At 67.3% G+C, this 15,789-nt stretch carries 12 protein-coding genes; 9 read left to right on the top strand and 3 right to left on the bottom strand.

What is annotated here, in order from left to right; all coding sequences use genetic code 11:
- Window positions 1-518: 518 nt before the first annotated feature.
- The 7 genes from OR600_RS08230 (at window position 519) to OR600_RS08200 (ending at window position 6,478) form a co-directional block, all read left to right on the top strand.
- Window positions 519-1,145, top strand: coding sequence for a bifunctional 4-hydroxy-2-oxoglutarate aldolase/2-dehydro-3-deoxy-phosphogluconate aldolase (locus tag OR600_RS08230; protein WP_204407088.1), 627 nt, complete (start codon window positions 519-521; stop codon window positions 1,143-1,145).
- A 2-nt stretch (window positions 1,146-1,147) separates the two neighbouring features.
- The gene (locus OR600_RS08225; protein WP_168354132.1) at window positions 1,148-1,597 is read left to right on the top strand and encodes a PTS sugar transporter subunit IIA; all 450 of its coding nucleotides are present in this window, start codon (window positions 1,148-1,150) and stop codon (window positions 1,595-1,597) included.
- Window positions 1,598-1,612: 15 nt separating this feature from the next.
- A complete protein-coding gene (locus OR600_RS08220) occupies window positions 1,613-1,909 on the top strand; it encodes a PTS sugar transporter subunit IIB (RefSeq protein ID WP_135979001.1) in 297 nt (98 codons plus the stop codon).
- Window positions 1,910-1,949: 40 nt separating this feature from the next.
- Window positions 1,950-3,218, top strand: coding sequence for a PTS galactitol transporter subunit IIC (locus OR600_RS08215; protein WP_204407090.1), 1,269 nt, complete (start codon window positions 1,950-1,952; stop codon window positions 3,216-3,218).
- Between the two features lie 63 nt (window positions 3,219-3,281).
- Window positions 3,282-4,427: a galactonate dehydratase gene (dgoD, locus tag OR600_RS08210; protein WP_135979003.1), complete on the top strand. Its 1,146-nt coding sequence runs from the start codon at window positions 3,282-3,284 to the stop codon at window positions 4,425-4,427.
- Between the two features lie 5 nt (window positions 4,428-4,432).
- The gene (locus OR600_RS08205) at window positions 4,433-5,338 is read left to right on the top strand and encodes a phosphotriesterase family protein (RefSeq protein WP_265590987.1); all 906 of its coding nucleotides are present in this window, start codon (window positions 4,433-4,435) and stop codon (window positions 5,336-5,338) included.
- Window positions 5,339-5,416: 78 nt separating this feature from the next.
- Complete coding sequence (locus tag OR600_RS08200) at window positions 5,417-6,478, top strand: phosphoglycerate dehydrogenase (RefSeq protein ID WP_309295241.1); 1,062 nt, start codon at window positions 5,417-5,419, stop codon at window positions 6,476-6,478.
- A 212-nt stretch (window positions 6,479-6,690) separates the two neighbouring features.
- Here OR600_RS08200 and mscL read toward each other — a convergent pair whose 3' ends face one another.
- The 3 genes from mscL to OR600_RS08185 all read right to left on the bottom strand — a co-directional run bounded on the left by mscL (window position 6,691) and on the right by OR600_RS08185 (window position 11,547).
- A complete protein-coding gene (gene mscL / locus OR600_RS08195; protein WP_265590986.1) occupies window positions 6,691-7,134 on the bottom strand; it encodes a large conductance mechanosensitive channel protein MscL in 444 nt (147 codons plus the stop codon).
- Window positions 7,135-7,254: 120 nt separating this feature from the next.
- Window positions 7,255-9,744, bottom strand: a complete 2,490-nt coding sequence (locus tag OR600_RS08190) for a tetratricopeptide repeat protein (protein ID WP_135979007.1) — start codon at window positions 9,742-9,744, stop codon at window positions 7,255-7,257.
- 147 nt (window positions 9,745-9,891) lie between these two features.
- A complete protein-coding gene (locus tag OR600_RS08185; protein ID WP_135979008.1) occupies window positions 9,892-11,547 on the bottom strand; it encodes a putative manganese-dependent inorganic diphosphatase in 1,656 nt (551 codons plus the stop codon).
- Between the two features lie 201 nt (window positions 11,548-11,748).
- Between OR600_RS08185 and OR600_RS08180 the strand changes: the two genes are divergently transcribed.
- Together OR600_RS08180 and OR600_RS08175 are read left to right on the top strand one after the other, a co-directional pair.
- The gene (locus tag OR600_RS08180; protein ID WP_168354133.1) at window positions 11,749-12,903 is read left to right on the top strand and encodes an exonuclease SbcCD subunit D; all 1,155 of its coding nucleotides are present in this window, start codon (window positions 11,749-11,751) and stop codon (window positions 12,901-12,903) included.
- The gene (locus OR600_RS08175; protein WP_265590985.1) at window positions 12,904-15,699 is read left to right on the top strand and encodes an AAA family ATPase; all 2,796 of its coding nucleotides are present in this window, start codon (window positions 12,904-12,906) and stop codon (window positions 15,697-15,699) included.
- Window positions 15,700-15,789 lie beyond the last annotated feature (90 nt).

Genomic DNA, 15,789 nt, shown 5'->3' with positions numbered 1-15,789 from the left:
GGTACGGGCCGATGACAGAGTGAAGACCCATGCCGCAGCGGCCTGTGGCATGGAAAATGAACCCTTGGGCCGCCAAAACCCGTGTCGGAGCAGCTTCCGGCACGGGTTTTTCTGCCTCGGTCGACACGCCCCCGGCCACGTTCCCCGCGCTCTCTCCGCCTGAAAGCGAATAAGGATACCCTCAGACGCTTTCAGGCGGAGAGAGGGAGAGGAGATGGCCACGAGGTGCAAGCCCGCAGGTCCCGCACGAATAATCAAATTACAAAGTTACTCGCAAAATAGCAAAAAATATGCATAGACAAACTACCATGCTAGTTAGCACATAGTTCCTACATAACGGAATCTGAATATGCCAATAATGCGTATAGAGCAAATTAGCAGGCATAATGCAGGGATTTTCCCTCACCAATATAATTAACAGACACAGATCACCCATCCCTTTTGACTGTGTAGAATACATGTGCTCTAATCTCAATAACAGAAAAAAATACGACAGCAAGACAGCAAAGGAGGAGAGAGTGATTGGTCAAGACGTGGCGTTCTCCAAGGTGACCGTGATTCTCAGACGGGTTCCCCTGGAGGCGGCGCGGGTCATCGCCCTCCAGATGACCAAGAGCCGCATCCGCTCCATGGAGGTGTCTCTCGTCACGGGCGATGCGCTCGACATCATCCGCACGCTCAACGACGAGTTCGGCGACGCGCTCAGCATCGGTGCTGGCACCGTGCGCACGGCAGAGGATGCCCGCGGAGCCATCGGGGCTGGCTCCTCCTTCCTGCTCTCGCCGGTGGGCTTTTCCCAAGAGATTATCGATGTGGCCAAGGAGGCCGGCGTGATCTCGGTGCCCTCGGGCTTCAGCCCCACGGAGATTGCAACCATGTTTGATATGGGGGCAGACATCGTGAAGGTCTTTCCCGCAAGCCGCTTGGGGCCCGCCTACCTCAAGGACCTGGCCGCACCCTTGGGACCCCTGCCGCTCATGGTGGTGGGCGGCATCAACGCCCAGAACGTGCAGGACTACTTCGATGCCGGCGCCTCCTATGCGGGCATCGGGTCCGGCTGCTTCAAGCCGGAAGACATCGCATCCCTCAATGGGGCGGGAATCGCCCGTTCCTTGGCAGAACTTGAGAAAAAGGTGAGGTGGTAGCCGTGGACAGGTTCAGCGTTTCTCCTGAGGACGTGCTGCTGGGGCTCGAGGCGGTAAGCCAGGAAGAGGTCGTCCATCAGCTCTGTGAGCACTTGGCCGGCCAAGAGGCGATTGTTTCCGGCTATGAGGAGAGCCTGCTGGAGCGCGAGGAAGATTACCCCACGGGCCTTGACCTGGGCGAGGTATGTGCAGCCATCCCTCACACTGACCCTCAGTACGCCCGCGACACCAAGCTTGTGGTCGCCACACTGGCCAGTCCCGTGGCCTGGAAGAACATGGAGGACCCCGACGATCAGGTGATGGTGTCTGTGGTCGTCCTGAGCCTGTTCGACAAAGCTGAGAAGCAGTTGGAAGCACTTAAGAAAATAATGGGAATCATTCAAGACCAAGACACTCTCAAGCAGGTCTTGAGCGCTTCAGGCCCGGATGAAGTGGTAAGTATTTTTAACTAGAAAGGAAAAAGGACCATGGAGAGGAAGACCGTAATCGTATGCTGCGCCTCGTCGATGATCACCTCTACGGTTGCCGTGGAGAAGATCAAAGGGGTAGCCAAGGCCATCGGTGCCCCCGAGCCCAATTTCATCCAATGCAAGTTCTCCGAGGTGCTCGGCAACCTCGCTACCAGCAAGGTTGACCTCATCGTTCCCACCGGAAAGCTCAAAGGCGTCGAGACTGACGTGCCCATCGTGAAAGGCACCGCCTTTATCACGGGCGTCGGAGAGCAGGCAGTGCTCGACAAGATTGCAGAAGAACTCAAGAAATAACACCAAAACGAGGTGCGCAAACAGGTAGGAGGCTTGGTCCATGGAGATCGTGATCACCGCCTTGCAGACGTTCGCGTCGCTTGGCCCCATGTGCATGATGCCCATCATCATCTTTGTGTTGGGTCTCATCTTCCGCGTGAAGATGAATACGCTTTTGAAGTCGGCCCTCTTGGTGGGCGTGGGCTTCGCAGGCGTCAACATCGTTATCAATTGGTTTGTGGGCCAAGTGGCCGGGAGCGTTCAGGCCATGGTTGCCAACTGGGGCATTCAGACGTCCATCATGGATGTGGGCTGGCCGGCCCGCGCAGCCGCCACCTGGTCGTTCCCGCTGGCGGCGCCTGTGGTCTTTGTCATCCTCGGCGTGAACGTCGTGATGCTGCTCATCAAGCAGACCCGCACGGTTATGGTCGACTTCTGGTCGTACAACCACTACATCTTCACCGGTGCCCTCGTGTGGTACGCCACCGGCGGCAACCCGTGGATCGCCCTTGTCGCCGCAGCTATCGACGCCATCATCTCGTTCAAGCTCGCCGACTGGACAACGCCGGTGGTGGAGGACTACTTCGAGCTTGAAGGCGTGAACTTCCCCACTTCAAACTCGGTCTGCTGGGCTCCCATCGCCTTTTTCCTCGACAAGCTCTGGGGCATCGTTCCGGGCCTCAAGAACGTCAACGCTTCCCCTGCGGGCATCCAGGAGCGCTTCGGCTTCGTGGGCGAGCCCATGTTCATGGGTCTTATCTTTGGCGCCCTTATCAGCATCCTCGCCGGCGATTCCGTCGAGCAGATCATGATCGTTGCCATGAGCACCTCGGCCACCATGGTCCTCACCCCCAAGATGATGCAGATCCTCATGCAGGGCTTGCTGCCGTTCGCCGACGCTGTCAAGAACACCCTGTCCAAGAAGTTCCCTGACGCCAACTTCACGATGGGCGTTGACGCCGCCCTCACCGTGGCCGACGACTCCGTCATCACCGTGGGCATCATCATGGTGCCCATCACCCTGGTGCTCGCGGCCTTCCTACCCGGCAATAAGCTCCTCCCCGTGGCCGACATCGCCTACCAAGCAATGTGGCTGGCGGCGTGGCCCTGCGCCTTTGCCAAGGGCAACATCGTTCGCGGCATCCTGTCGGCAACGCTCATCACTGCGGCCGTGCTGCTCATCGGCACCGCTATGGCCCCGGTCCACACCGAGCTCGCTCTCACCGGAGGCTTCGTCCTTCCCGACGGCATGGAGCTCATCAGCACCGAGGACGCCGGTACCCACCTCATCGGATACCTGCTCTCCCTCGTGGGCGGCCTGTTCGGCTAATCGGTTTGTCCGTCAGGCCCAGGGGGCGGTCCCCTCTGGGCCTTTTTGAAAAAGGGGATGGATATGAAAATCACCGACGTGGAGCTCTTCGAGGTCAAACCCCGTTGGATCTTTATCAAAGTGAACACCGACGAGGGCGTCTCGGGCTGGGGCGAGCTCATCTCCGGCACCAAGACCCGCACCGTGGTGGAGGGGGCCAAAGAGCTGGCCGAGCGCATCATCGGCCGCAATCCGTTTGAGATTGAGCGCCTTTGGCAAGAGCTCCACCGCTCCTTCTTCCGCGGCGGCCCCATCAACGGCACGATCGTCTCGGGAATCGAGATGGCGCTGTGGGACATCAAAGGCAAAGCCTTCGGCGTGCCCGTCTACGAGCTTCTCGGCGGCGCGGCCCGCGACCGCATCCGTGTCTACTCCTGGATCGGCGGCGACCGGCCCTCCGACGTTGCCGAGCAGGCCAAAAGCCGCCTCGACCGTGGGTTCCGCGCGGTGAAGATGAACGCCACGGAGGAGCTTCACTACGTTGACACCTACGACAAGGTGAAGGCGGTGGTGGACCGCATAGCCTCCATCCGCGAGTTTTGCGGCGACGATATCGAGGTTGGCATCGACTTCCACGGCCGCGTGCACAAGCCCATGGCCAAGGTGCTCGCCAAGGCGCTGGAGCCCTACCACCCCATGTTCCTGGAGGAGGTCGTGCTGCCTGAGAACTGGGAGGTTTTCGACAAGATCGCCAACGAGGTGGCTGTGCCTCTGGCCACCGGCGAGCGCCTTTACACGCGCTGGGAGTACAAGACGCTGTTCCAGCAGGGCGCCATCGACATCATTCAACCCGACGTGGCCATGTGCGGCGGCATTCTCGAGACCCGTAAGATCTGCGCCATGGCCGAGGCCTACGACATGGCCGCTGCGCCCCACGCCCCCTACGGGCCCATCGCGCTAGCCGCCACGCTCCAGGTGGACGCCTGCACCCCCAACGTGTTCATCCAGGAGCAGAGCTTTGGCATTCACTACAACCAGGGCTTTGACATCCTCGACTTCATCGAGAACAAGGACATCTTCCAGTTTGAGGATGGCTATGTGCAGATTCCCGACAAGCCCGGCTTGGGACTCGTCATGGACGAGGGGAAGATTCGCCAGATCTCTGCTGAGGGGCTCGTGTGGCGAAACCCCGCCTGGAAAAACTACGACGGCACCATCGCTGAGTGGTAAAGATCATGGTCAACACGGTTTTGGGCCCGGTGGAGGCCGCGGATCTCGGCGTCACCTACATCCACGAGCATCTCTACGTGAAGCCCAACGAGCTGCCGGCCTTCTATCCCTACACGTTGGACGACGTGGATCGCGGCGTGGCAGAGATTGATAACTTCATGGCCGCGGGAGGGTCGACCATCGTGGAGCTGTCCCCGCTCAACTTCGGTCGAAACACGGAGGCCTTGCGAGTCATGGCCAAGCGCGCAGGGTGCCACATCGTGTGCGTGACCGGGCTTCATAAGGAAGAGCACCTGCCTTCCTGGTTCGACAGGCTCTCCGACACGGAGATTGCCGAGGTCATCGCCGATGAGATCGAGGACGGCATAGGGACTCACCACGTCAAGCCGGGCGCGGTGAAGGTGGGCACGAGCCTGAACGCCATCACCGAGCGCGAGCGCCGTGCTATCAGAATCTGCACTTCCGTGGCCGTTGGGCATCGCATGCCCATGATTACCCACTGCGACAAGGGCACCATGGCCTTGGAGCAGCTGTCCCTCATCGAGGCCGAGGGCATGGACCCGTCCCACGTCTGCCTCTCCCATGTGGACCTGACCCTGGATACCGCCTATATCGCGGAGATCTGCTGGGCCGGAGCCTACGTGAGCCTCGACCATGTGGGACGTGACCTTGCGGGGCGCGACCATGAACGTGTGGCAATGATCAAGGAGCTTGTGGATTTGGGCGTGGGCGGCAGGCTCTGCCTGGCCGGCGATATGGGTAAGAAGGACTACTGGCCCTCCTACGGGGGAAAGCCGGGACTCGCCTACATCCTCGCAGGCCTCAAGAGGGAGCTGGTGGGCTGCATTGGCGAGAAGGCCTTTGATGCCATGGTGCGCGCCAACCCCCAGCGGCTGCTGAGCTGGGAGTAGGCAACGGCAGATGCGCTGCGGCGTTGACGGCGGGCGGCTCGAGGGCAAGGAGGCCTCGAGCTGCCCGCTTGCTCTAAAATGCCTTCAGGTAAAGCCAGTGGAATGGTGGGAGCAGCCGTGTCTCGTCCGTCAAAGTGGATCGTAGCTTCAAGCGCCGTGACATTCGGGCGATTCGCAGACGGCCCGGTGCGACGCTTGGAAGAGGCCGGTTGTGAGGTTCGCCTCAACCCCTACGGGCGCCCACTCACAAAAGGCGAGATGGTGGAGTTTGCCGGGGACGCCAGCGCTATAATCTTGGGCAATGACCCGCTGCCGGCGAGCGTTATCAAGCGCCTGAGAAAACTGCGCATAATTGCCCGATACGGTGTGGGATTTGATGGCGTTGACCTTGCTGAGGCCCGGGCGCGCAACATTCAAGTGACCTACGCGCCGGCGACCAACCGCGAGGAGACGGCCGACTTTACCATGGGCCTTATTCTCGACTTGGAGCGTCACATCTCGCAGATGATCATCTCCACGCGCAGTGGGGGATGGGACAAAATCGCCGGTACGAGCCTTTACGGCAAGACCATTGGCATCGTGGGCGTGGGGCAGATCGGAAGTGCCGTGGCCCGGCGCGCCATGGGATTTGGCATGGACATTCTCGGCTACGACATCGTGCAGAGAAACGAGCCCACACTTTATGGCGTTATATACACAACATTGAACGACCTGCTCAGGCGCTCGGACGTGGTGACCATTCACACGCCCCTCAACGACGGCACCCGCAATCTCATTGGCGCTCGCGAGCTGCGCCTGATGAAGGACTCGGCCATTCTCATCAACACGGCCCGCGCGGGCATCGTCCGCCACGATGCTCTCGACAAGGCGCTGCTGGAGGGAAGGTTGAAGGGGTTTGCCACGGACGTTTTCGATAGGGAGCCGCCCGTGCATCGCCCCTACTACGACTACGAGAACGTGCTGGTAACTCCCCATGTTGCCGGCAACACCTACGAGTCCAGCGAGCGTATGGGCAACGTGGTGGTCGACAACATTCTGGCCGTCAAAGACGGTGTGGAGCCACCTGACCCTGTGACCAGCCATCTTCTCTATGAGTCTGCGGTGAGTATGGGTTTGGACGCGGGTGGCATGATTCCCTGAACGACGAACGGTGTCAGGTGGCGCCGCCATCGGCCCTGTTTCGAGTCGAGATGGCTCGGTCTCCGGTGTCGCCGATGCCCGCGACGGCGCCCCCTCGCCCCTCGGCAGACCGGCCCGTCGGTACAAAAAGGCGGCCTGCCGGCAAGAGACGGCGCGTCGGCTCCGATCGGGCCGGCGCGCCGTCTTCGCGTGCGATGGGTCGTGGTCGCTGGTTACTCGCGGTCGATGAGGGCGTCGCGGATCTCCTCGAGGAGCTTCACCTGGACGGTGGCGGGGTCCTCGGGGGCCACCTCCTCCTCGAGCTCCTGCTCGGCCTTCTTGCTCATGGCGTTGTGGGCGATGTTGATGCACTTCACCATGAGGAAGACCACGAGGGCGATGAGCAGGAAGTTGATGATGGCCTGGATGAAGTTGCCCCACATGATGGTGGCGCCGCCCACCTGGGTCTGGATGCCCGAGAAGTCGATGCCGCCGATGATGACGCCGATGAGGGGCATCACGATGTCGTTGACCAGCGAGTTCACGATAGCCGTGAAGGCTGCGCCGATGATCATGCCTACGGCGAGGTCGATCACCGATCCGCGGGAGATGAACTCCTTGAACTCGGCGATGAACCCCTTGCTCTTTTCCTTGACCTTGTCGGTGTTGACGGCCATGACGACCCTTTCTCCTCGGCACCGGCTCACGGGCGCGTCCCGGGGTTCCGGGACGGTAATAAGGTGCCTTTATTCCCCTCCAAGCCCTTGGATAACGGTCAGGGAGAAGGGTGCCGTGGGTCAGAGGTAGGCGCTGGGGGTGCCGTCCCTCAGGCTGTGGGCGATGGAGTGGAGGTCGTCGTTGTTGTCCCGGTCGGCCAGGAGCTTCAGGGGGCGCCACGCCGCGATGGGGAACCCCTCGTCCACTAGACGGCCGCCCGCCTCGCCCAGGGTGTCGAGGAGCGTCTCGTCGAGGGGCAGCTCCGCGCCGTCGGCATCCAGGGCCGCGGCGGCCTGCTTCATGGAGGGCTCCTCCACTGACTCCTCGCGGAGCAGGTCGGAGAGCTCCAGGCGGGCCTGGTCGGCAAAGCGTGGGCACCGCGCGGCCAGCACGTAGGCCGCCGCTGCCAGGTCGGGCTTTCCCTGCTGCCAGTAGGCGAAGGCCAGGCGGTAGAGGCAGAAGCCGGTGTCGTCGGTGTCGACGAGCATGGTGAGCAGCACCTTGAGCTCCGCCTCGGCCTGGGTGAAGTCGCCGTGGTCGCCGAGGAGCACGGCGCGGCGCATCCGGGGAGGGACCGAGGTGGGGGCCAGGGCCACGCATTGGTCGGCCACGGCCATGGCCTGGGCGAAGTCTCCGAGGTCCGAGTAACGCCGCGATATGGCGTCCTTGGCCTCGAAGAAGGCGTCGGGCAGCTGGTAGAAGCGGGAGGGCCTGCCGGGCTGGGGGTCGTGGTCGCCGGTGATGCCCAGGGGGTCGCGGGCCCCTTCCGCCCCGGTCTGGCGGGTGCCGCCGGCGGGGGCGTGGGCCATGAGCATGCGTACCGGGGAGCTGTTGGACCACAGGGGTGACCTGCCCTCCAGGCCTCCCCGGTCCTCGAGGGCGCCCAGGATGCGGTCGCAGAGCTCCTCGAGGCGCATGATGGCCATGACGGGGGTCTCGGCCTCCTCGGAGCAGATGGAGCGCACCTCCTCGAGCTCGGCGGGGAAGTCGTCGTGGTAGACGTCCAAGTCGGCGCCGGTTTCGGCCATGACGAGGGAGGAGAGGGGCTCCGAGAGGGGGCGTCGGTCGCGCCAGAGGTCGCCCCGGTTGCGTCCGAGGCCGGGGACCCTCAGGGGCTCCACGGGCCGGAGGGTGCCGTCGGAGAGCTCCATCGTGGCCTTCGCGCCCAGGCTGCGGGCGAGGGCCGCGGGGTCGTCCACGGGCCGGGATGCGTCGTCTTCCAGGGCCTCGATGCCCGTGCGGGAGAACCCGAGCCGGTCGAAGTCGCACCCCATGACCGCCTCGCCGCCCAGGCCGCCGTCGAAGGCGCACACCAGGCAGCGGGTGACGGCCACCGAGGAGCCGAAGGCACAGGCGGCCAGCAGCGCGGAGAGCCTGAGGCCGTAGAGGGCCACGAAGGTGCCTTGGAGGGCCCGGCAGTCCTCCAGGCCCCCGTCGCCCATGCGCTCCGCGGGGAACCACTGGGCCTTGGGCAGGGCGAACTCCACCGAGACGCAGCCCGACGGCAGGTCCACATCGTAGCGGTACTCCAGGCGGAACGGGAGCCGGAGGCGCTCGCAGGCCCTGGCCATGCGGCTGCGGACGTCCCACTCGCCGCCGCGGGCGAACTCGACGCCGTGGAAGGTGGCCATGGGGTTGGGGCGCGTGTGGCCGTCGAGGACGTCGGCGGCCTGGAGCGCCCAGGCCCTGAGGGCGCCGAAGCCCGCCTCGTCGCAGGCCCGGTCGTGGGCGGGCGCCTCGCCGTCGAGGACGAGCTGGATGCGGTTGAGGGCCGCCTCCACCGAGAGGAGGGTGTCGCGGTGGGCGGGGTCGGCGCCGGGGGGAAAGCGCATCCACCAGAGGTGGGTGCTGGCGAGGCGCACCACGTCGGCCCCGGTGGCCGCCACCGCGGACCTGAGGTCCGAGGCCCCGGCGGCCTCGAGGGACCGGGCGGCGTAGCGGGCCGCGACCCCGCCCTCGCGCCCCGCCTCGACGATCTCGTCCACGGCGTCGGGCAGGGGCTTCTCCAGCAGGACATCGAGGACCTTCCGGTCTGCGGGCGCGGCCTCCGGCTCTGCTGGGTTCCGGGTCTCGGCCTCGGCCTCGGTCTGGAGGCGCCAGGCGAGGAGCGCTCCGGCCACGGTCACGGCGCGGAAGTCCAGGTGGGCGTCGGGCGCGCCGTAGGGGCCGAGGTCGATGCCATGTGCGGCGTCGTGGAGGCGCTGGCCGCCGCCGGGGCACGGGCCCCAGAGCGCCGCCGTCTCTACGGCGTCGCCCACGCGCGCCTCCACCTCGCCGTCGTCCCGGCCGCTGTACATGAGGCCGCGGGCCAGGGGTTCGCCGGAGGGCCTGGTGTCGAGGGGTGCCGAGCAGGGCCAGAAGATGCCGCCGGCCTCGAGGCAGCCGAGGATGCGCGCGGTGACGGCGTCCTCCAGGAGCACGAGGTAGCCCCAGGTCCTCATAGCGGCCGGGCGCCACGTCTCGACGTCCACCACGGCCATGGGGAGGTCGGTGGCGTCCCCGGGCAGGGGAGGCAGGACGAGGGCCTCGGTGAACGGGGGCAGCGGGTGGGTGCGGGGTGTCTGGTCCAAGGGTGTCTCCTCACGCGGGTGGCAACCGAGTATAGCGCAGCCCAAGGGCGGCTGAAAAAACGGGCGACAGCTATGGAAGACGGCCCCGGGGCGCCTGCGAGGGCGCCCCGGGGCCGTCGGGGGGTCCGTCCGTGGCGCGGCGGGCGCCTAGTCGTCCGACAGGCGCTCGAAGGCGGCCATGAGGGGCGGGATCATCTGCTTCTTGCGGCTCACCACGCCGGGGAGCACGGCCATGCCTTCGGCGGGCTCCACGCCGAAGGCGGAGCGGATGACGGCCTCGGCGCCGTCGCCGAAGTAGAGCAGCTCGGTGGTCTGCGACTTAACGTCGGTGAACATGTACATGACGATGGGCAGGTCCTCGTTCTTCGCCGCCTCGGCCAGGTAGGGGCCCACGAGCTCCTCGGCGGCCTTGCGGCTGCCCTCGGTCATGTAGCTGCCCTGGCCCACGCCGAAGCGCGCGTTGCCGCGGGAGAAGACCTTGAAGTCGCCGTGGAAGACCTCCTCGGCGCTGCGGCCCGTGAGGTCGGCACCGGCCTCGAACATCTCGTCGGCGTAGGAGTCGATGTCCACTCCCACGATGCCGGCCAGCTCCTGGGCGGCCAAGCGGTCCTGCTCGGTGCAGGTGGGGGAGCGGAACGTGAGGGTGTCGGACAGGATGGCGGAGAGCATGAGGCCGGCGATGTGCGGCGGCGGGGTGATGCCGTTCTCGTCGTACATCTGCTTCACGATGGTGCAGGTGCAGCCCACGGGCTGGTTGCGGAAGAGTGCCGGCGTGGTGGTCTCGATGGGGCCGATGCGGTGGTGGTCGATGATCTCGAGGATGACGGCGTGGGTGAGGCCGTCCACCGCCTGGGCCATCTCGTTGTGGTCCACGAGGATGACGTGCTTGCGGTTGATGTCGAAGAGGTTGGCGCTCGTGATGACGCCGTCGAACTTGCCGTCCTCGCCGATGACCGGGAAGAAGCGGTGGCGCGTGGAGCTCATGACCTTGCGGACGTCCTCCACGGTGGTGTTGACGGAGAACTCCACGATGCCGGAGTCGAGCATGACGGCGCGCACGGGCATGGACATGCAGATGAGGCGCGTGGCCGCGTAGGTGTCGTACGGGGTGGTGATGATGCGGCAGCCGTGGCTCTCGGCCGAGCTCTTGAGGGCGCGGGTGACCGGGGCGTCGCAGCAGATGATGAGGCAGGCGGCGCCGGAGCCCACGGCGTAGTGCTGGGTCTCGTAGCGGTTGGTCACGAGCACGATGTCGCCGGGCTCGATGGTGTCCTCCATCATCTCGGGGCTGGTGCCCACGTAGACGCGGCCGCTCTCGATGACGTCCGACGGGTCGCCCAGGACCATGGTGCCGTTGAGGGTGTCGATGACGTTCTGGTAGCAGGTGTGGGAGGTGGCCAGGACGTCGGTGTCAAAGATCGCCATGTTGGCGTTGGCGATGTCCTTCACCGTGACGAGGCCCTTGAGGTCGCCGTCCTCGGTGATGCACAGGGTGTCCTGTCGCTCGTCGCGCATCTTGTTCCACGCGGCGTAGAGGCTCATCTCGCCGTCGATGCCCTCCTGGTGCTGGTACTCGAGGTCCTTGACCTGCGGGCGCACCGAGGTGATGAGGGCGGGCTCCTCCACGCCCCACCGCTTGAGGACGAAGGCCGTCTCGCGGTTGATGTTGCCGCAGCGGCGCGCCTCGTAGATCTGGGGGCCGATGGCGTTCTTGAGCCATGCGTAGGAGAGCGCCGAGCAGATGCTGTCGGTGTCGGGGTTGCGATGGCCGATGATGTTTACCTTGCGGATGGACTCTGACATGTGCGTACTCCTTGGTGGCGCACGGTCCGGGACGCCCCCGGCCCGTGGTTGCGGTCGGTTTCCATTAGAACAGTTGAAGGACGTGAATCCGGCCGCGATGGTGGAGCTTCGATGATTTCCCATCGTTGGCTTTCAGAATAGAACATATGTTCTATCCTGTCCAGTGAGAATAAGGCGTCGGTCCCATCGGGAAGGGGTGCCATGAGACTGCTCCACATATCGGACGTCCACGCCGGCAAGCGGCTCCACGGATACTCTCAGGAGGAGGACCTCGCCCACGCGCTCGCCCAGGTGGTGGACGTCTGCCGCGAGCGCTCGGTGGACTGCGTGCTGGTGGCCGGGGACCTCTACGACACCACGCAGCCGCCCGACTACGCGGTGACGCTCGTGGACGGCTTCCTGCGCGACCTCGCGGAGGCCGGGGTGCGGGTCGTGGCGGTGCCCGGCAACCACGACTCCGCCGCGCGCGTGGGGTTCGCCTCCCCGCTGCTCGCGGCGTCGGGCGTCCACGTGGTGGGCCCGCTCGAGGGGCCGGTGGAGCCCGTGGTGCTGGAGGACGCCCACGGCGAGGTCCGCGTCTGGCCGGTGCCGTTCGTGCGGCCGGCCACGGTGCGCGCGGCCCTGGGCTGCGACGCCCCGTCCCCCACGGAGGCCCTGGCGGCGGTCGTGGACGCCATGGGGGTGGACGGGTCCGTGCGCAACGTCTGCGTGGCCCACCAGTTCGTGACCTCGGGCGGCGTGGGGCCCGAGCGCTCGGAGAGCGAGCTCACGCTCGGTGACGCGGACAACGTGGAGGTCTCGGTGTTCGACCCGTTCGACTACGTGGCCCTCGGCCACCTGCACCGGGCGCAGAAGGTGGGGCGCGAGACCGTGCGCTACTCCGGGACGCCGCTCAAGTACTCCCGGGGCGAGGCCGGGAACGACAAGTCCATGGTCCTCGTGGACCTCGGCGAGAAGCGCGGCCCCGGCGACTGCGACCTCTCGTTCGAGCTCGTGCCCTTCGAGCCCCTCCGCGACGTCCGCCAGGCGTGCGGGCCCCTGGAGGAGCTCGTGTCGCCGGAGGTCCTGGCCCTCGCGCCGGCGGACGACTACGTGGCCGTCACCCTCACGGACGACACCCTGCCGCTGGACGCCCTGGGGCGCCTCCGGGAGGCCTACCCCAACCTGCTCTCGCTGGAGCACGCCCCTGCCTCCGCGACCGGGGCGCGGGAGGCGGAGGTCCGGGCGCCGGACCCGGGGCTGGACCTCGAGGGGCTCTTTGCCGGGTTCTTCGAGGCCCAGCGCGGCCACGCCATGGACGATCGCCAGCGCGCCGTGCTCGCCGAGTGCGTCGCCCTGGTAGGGGAGGGGGAGTAGATGAGGCCGGTCAAGCTCACCATGCAGGCGTTCGGCCCCTACGCCGGGCGCACGGAGATAGACTTCGATGCCTTGGGCACCCGCGGGCTCTACCTCATCTGCGGCGACACCGGGGCCGGCAAGACCACCGTCTTCGACGCCGTCACGTTCGCGCTGTTCGGCAAGACGGCGGCGGGGTCGGACAACGCCACGTCGCTGTACTCGGACTTCGCGGCGTTCGGCACCGAGGGCTTCGTGGAGCTTGACTTCATGGCCGGGTCGCGGCACTGCCGCGTGCGCAGGGGCCTCGAGTACCTGCGCCCCAAGCTGAAGGGCAAGGGGGACGCCACGTGGACGAGGGCGACGGCCTCCCTGTGGGTGGGCGACGAGGGCGGCATCCCCGACGACTGCGTACCGGTGACCAAGGTGCAGACGGTCACGCGCGACGTCGAGGGGCTGCTCGGGCTCAACGTGGACCAGTTCATGCAGATCGCCATGATCGCCCAGGGGGACTTCGCCCGGCTCCTCTCGGCCGGCACCAAGGACCGCAAGCCCATCTTCTCCAAGCTCTTCTCCACCGGGCGCGCGGCCCGGCTGCAGGGCCTCCTCAAGGGGCGGGGCAGCGCCGTGGACAAGGAGCTCGCGGAGCTGCGCAACGCCGCGCGGCAGGCCGCCCGGCGCGCCCGGGGGCCCGAGGGCGACGTGCCAGAGTTGGTCGAATGGGCCGAGGGGCCTGCCGCGGACCTCTCCCGGCCCCGGGCCGTCGTCCAGGGGCTCTGCGAGGCGGACGAGGCCTCGGTGGCCGGGTTCGACGAGTGTCGGGCGTCGCTGGGCGAGCGGGGCCGCGCCCTCGACGACGCCGAGGACCGCCTGCGCCGCATCCGCGGCCTCGAGGCCCAGGTGGCCGAGAAGGGCCACGACGTGGAGCGCCTCGCCGGCGAGGAGGGGCGGGCCAGGGCCCTCCTGGCGGAGGCCGAGGGCACCCGCGGGGAGGAGCGCGCCCTCACGGGGCGGGCGCAGGCCGTCGCGGCCACGCTGCCCCTGTACGACGAGCTTGACCGCCTTTCCGCCGCCGCCGAGGAGGCCGCGTCCAAGGCAGCCGCGGCCGAGCGCGACCGCGACGCCGCGACGGCGGCCGAGGCCCGCGGCCGCACCGCGCTGGAGGGGGCCGAGCGCGAGGTCGCGGCCCTGGGCGACGTGCAGGCGCGGCTCGACGCGGGCCGCACGGCCCTGGCGGCCGAGGAGGACGCGCTGCGCGGGCTCGAGCGCCTGGAGGGCCTGTGGAAGGCGGTGCGGCGGACGGCCGGCACCCTGGCCGACGGGCGCAGGAGCGCGGCCCGGCTGTTCGCCGAGGCCGAGGGGGCCAAGGCGGCCTGGGCCGAGGCCGACCGCCTGCGCCACGGGGCCCTGGCGGGCCTCCTCGCCGCAGATCTTGCGGCTGGCGTGCCGTGCCCCGTGTGCGGGTCCCTCGACCACCCCCACCCCGCATCGGTGCCAGGCGACGTCCCCTCGGAGGAGGAGCTGGAGCGTCTCGAGGCCGACCGCGACCGTGCCCAGGCCAGGCGCGACCGGCAGGACGGTGCGGTGGCGGAGGCCCTCAAGGCGTTTTGCGAGGCACGGGAGGCCCTGGCGGGGGAGGGGTCGGTGCCCGAGGACCCCGGCGAGGCCGGGGAGGCCGCGGAGAGGGAGGTTCGGGCGGTCGCCCAGGAGTCCCGCGGCCACGCCGAGCGCCGCGACGGGCTCGCCAGGGAGGTCGAGGCCCTCGAGAAGGACCGCACCCGCAAGGAGCGGCTGGAGAAGTCGCTGGCCGCCGGGCGCGAGGCCCTGGCGGAGGCCACCCGCTCCGCATCGGCGGCCAAGGAGGCGGCGACGATCGCCTGCGCGCTGCGCGACCAGGCGGAGGCCGCCCGCAGGGGGCGCGCCGAGGGCTTGGAGTTCGGCGGCCGGGTCGCGGCCCAGGCCGCCGTGGACGCCGCCAGGGAGCGGGCGGACGCGCTCGCCGGGGAGCGGGAGAAGGCCCGCGAGAAGGTGCTCGCGGCCGAGAAGGCCCTGGCGGAGGCCCGGGCGTCCCATGGCACCCTCTCGGAGCAGCTGGCGTCCGAGGAGCCCGTGGACGCCGAGGCCCTGGCCCGGGACCGCGCGGAGTGGAAGGCGGAGCACGACGCCGTGGAGGCCGGGCGCGACGCCGCGGTCTCCCGTCAGGCGGTCAACGCCGCCGTGGCCCGGGAGCTCTCGTCGCTCGCCAAGCGCCGGGAGGCGCTCGAGGGGACCTCCGGCGCCGTGTCCGAGCTGGCAGAGGCCGCGGCGGGCTCCGGCGCGCTGCGCAAGGTGGACTTCGAGACCTACCTCCAGATGGCGTGGTTCGACGCCGTGCTGACCGCTGCCAACCGGCGCCTCTCCGTCATGACCGGCGGTAGGTACAGCCTCGTGCGCCGGTCCGAGGCCCACGGCAACTCCCAGGCCGGTCTGGACATCGACGTCGAGGACGCCTTCACCGGGAAGTCCCGCGCCGCCGACACGCTCTCGGGCGGCGAGTCGTTCCAGGCGTCGCTCTCCCTGGCCTTGGGCCTTTCGGACGTCGTCCAGGCCCAGGCCGGCGGCGTGCGCCTGGACACCATGTTCGTGGACGAGGGCTTCGGCTCCCTCGACAGCGAGGCCCTCGATAAGGCCGTCGCCGCCCTCACGGAGCTCACCGGCACCGACAAGCTCGTGGGCATCATCAGCCACGTGGACGAGCTGCGGGACTCCGTGCCGCGCCAGATCCGGGTGAGGCGCGGCCGTGCGGGCTCCACCCTGGAGATGCGCCTGGACGGCTGACCACCGTCCCACCACCCGGACACTTCTGTCCCAGTGGTCGGGCACTTTTGTCCCACCACTCGGGCGCCCTGGGTCTCACGCCGTCGATGG

The organism is Granulimonas faecalis (genome assembly GCF_022834715.1).
GTDB lineage: Bacteria > Actinomycetota > Coriobacteriia > Coriobacteriales > Atopobiaceae > Granulimonas > Granulimonas faecalis.
Note: the sequence above shows the minus strand (reverse complement) of the source record. Positions and strands in the feature narration are given on the sequence as shown.

Excerpts from the sequence above, each read along its gene's own strand:
- OR600_RS08180 (WP_168354133.1), top strand. The coding sequence starts at position 11,749 with ATGAGACTGCTCCACATATCGGACGTCCACGCCGGCAAGCGGCTCCAC.
- OR600_RS08220 (WP_135979001.1), top strand. The coding sequence starts at position 1,613 with ATGGAGAGGAAGACCGTAATCGTATGCTGCGCCTCGTCGATGATCACC.
- OR600_RS08175 (WP_265590985.1), top strand. The coding sequence starts at position 12,904 with ATGAGGCCGGTCAAGCTCACCATGCAGGCGTTCGGCCCCTACGCCGGG.
- OR600_RS08205 (WP_265590987.1), top strand. The coding sequence starts at position 4,433 with ATGGTCAACACGGTTTTGGGCCCGGTGGAGGCCGCGGATCTCGGCGTC.
- OR600_RS08185 (WP_135979008.1), bottom strand. The coding sequence starts at position 11,547 with ATGTCAGAGTCCATCCGCAAGGTAAACATCATCGGCCATCGCAACCCC.
- mscL (WP_265590986.1), bottom strand. The coding sequence starts at position 7,134 with ATGGCCGTCAACACCGACAAGGTCAAGGAAAAGAGCAAGGGGTTCATC.
- OR600_RS08200 (WP_309295241.1), top strand. The coding sequence starts at position 5,417 with ATGCCTTCAGGTAAAGCCAGTGGAATGGTGGGAGCAGCCGTGTCTCGT.
- OR600_RS08215 (WP_204407090.1), top strand. The coding sequence starts at position 1,950 with ATGGAGATCGTGATCACCGCCTTGCAGACGTTCGCGTCGCTTGGCCCC.
- dgoD (WP_135979003.1), top strand. The coding sequence starts at position 3,282 with ATGAAAATCACCGACGTGGAGCTCTTCGAGGTCAAACCCCGTTGGATC.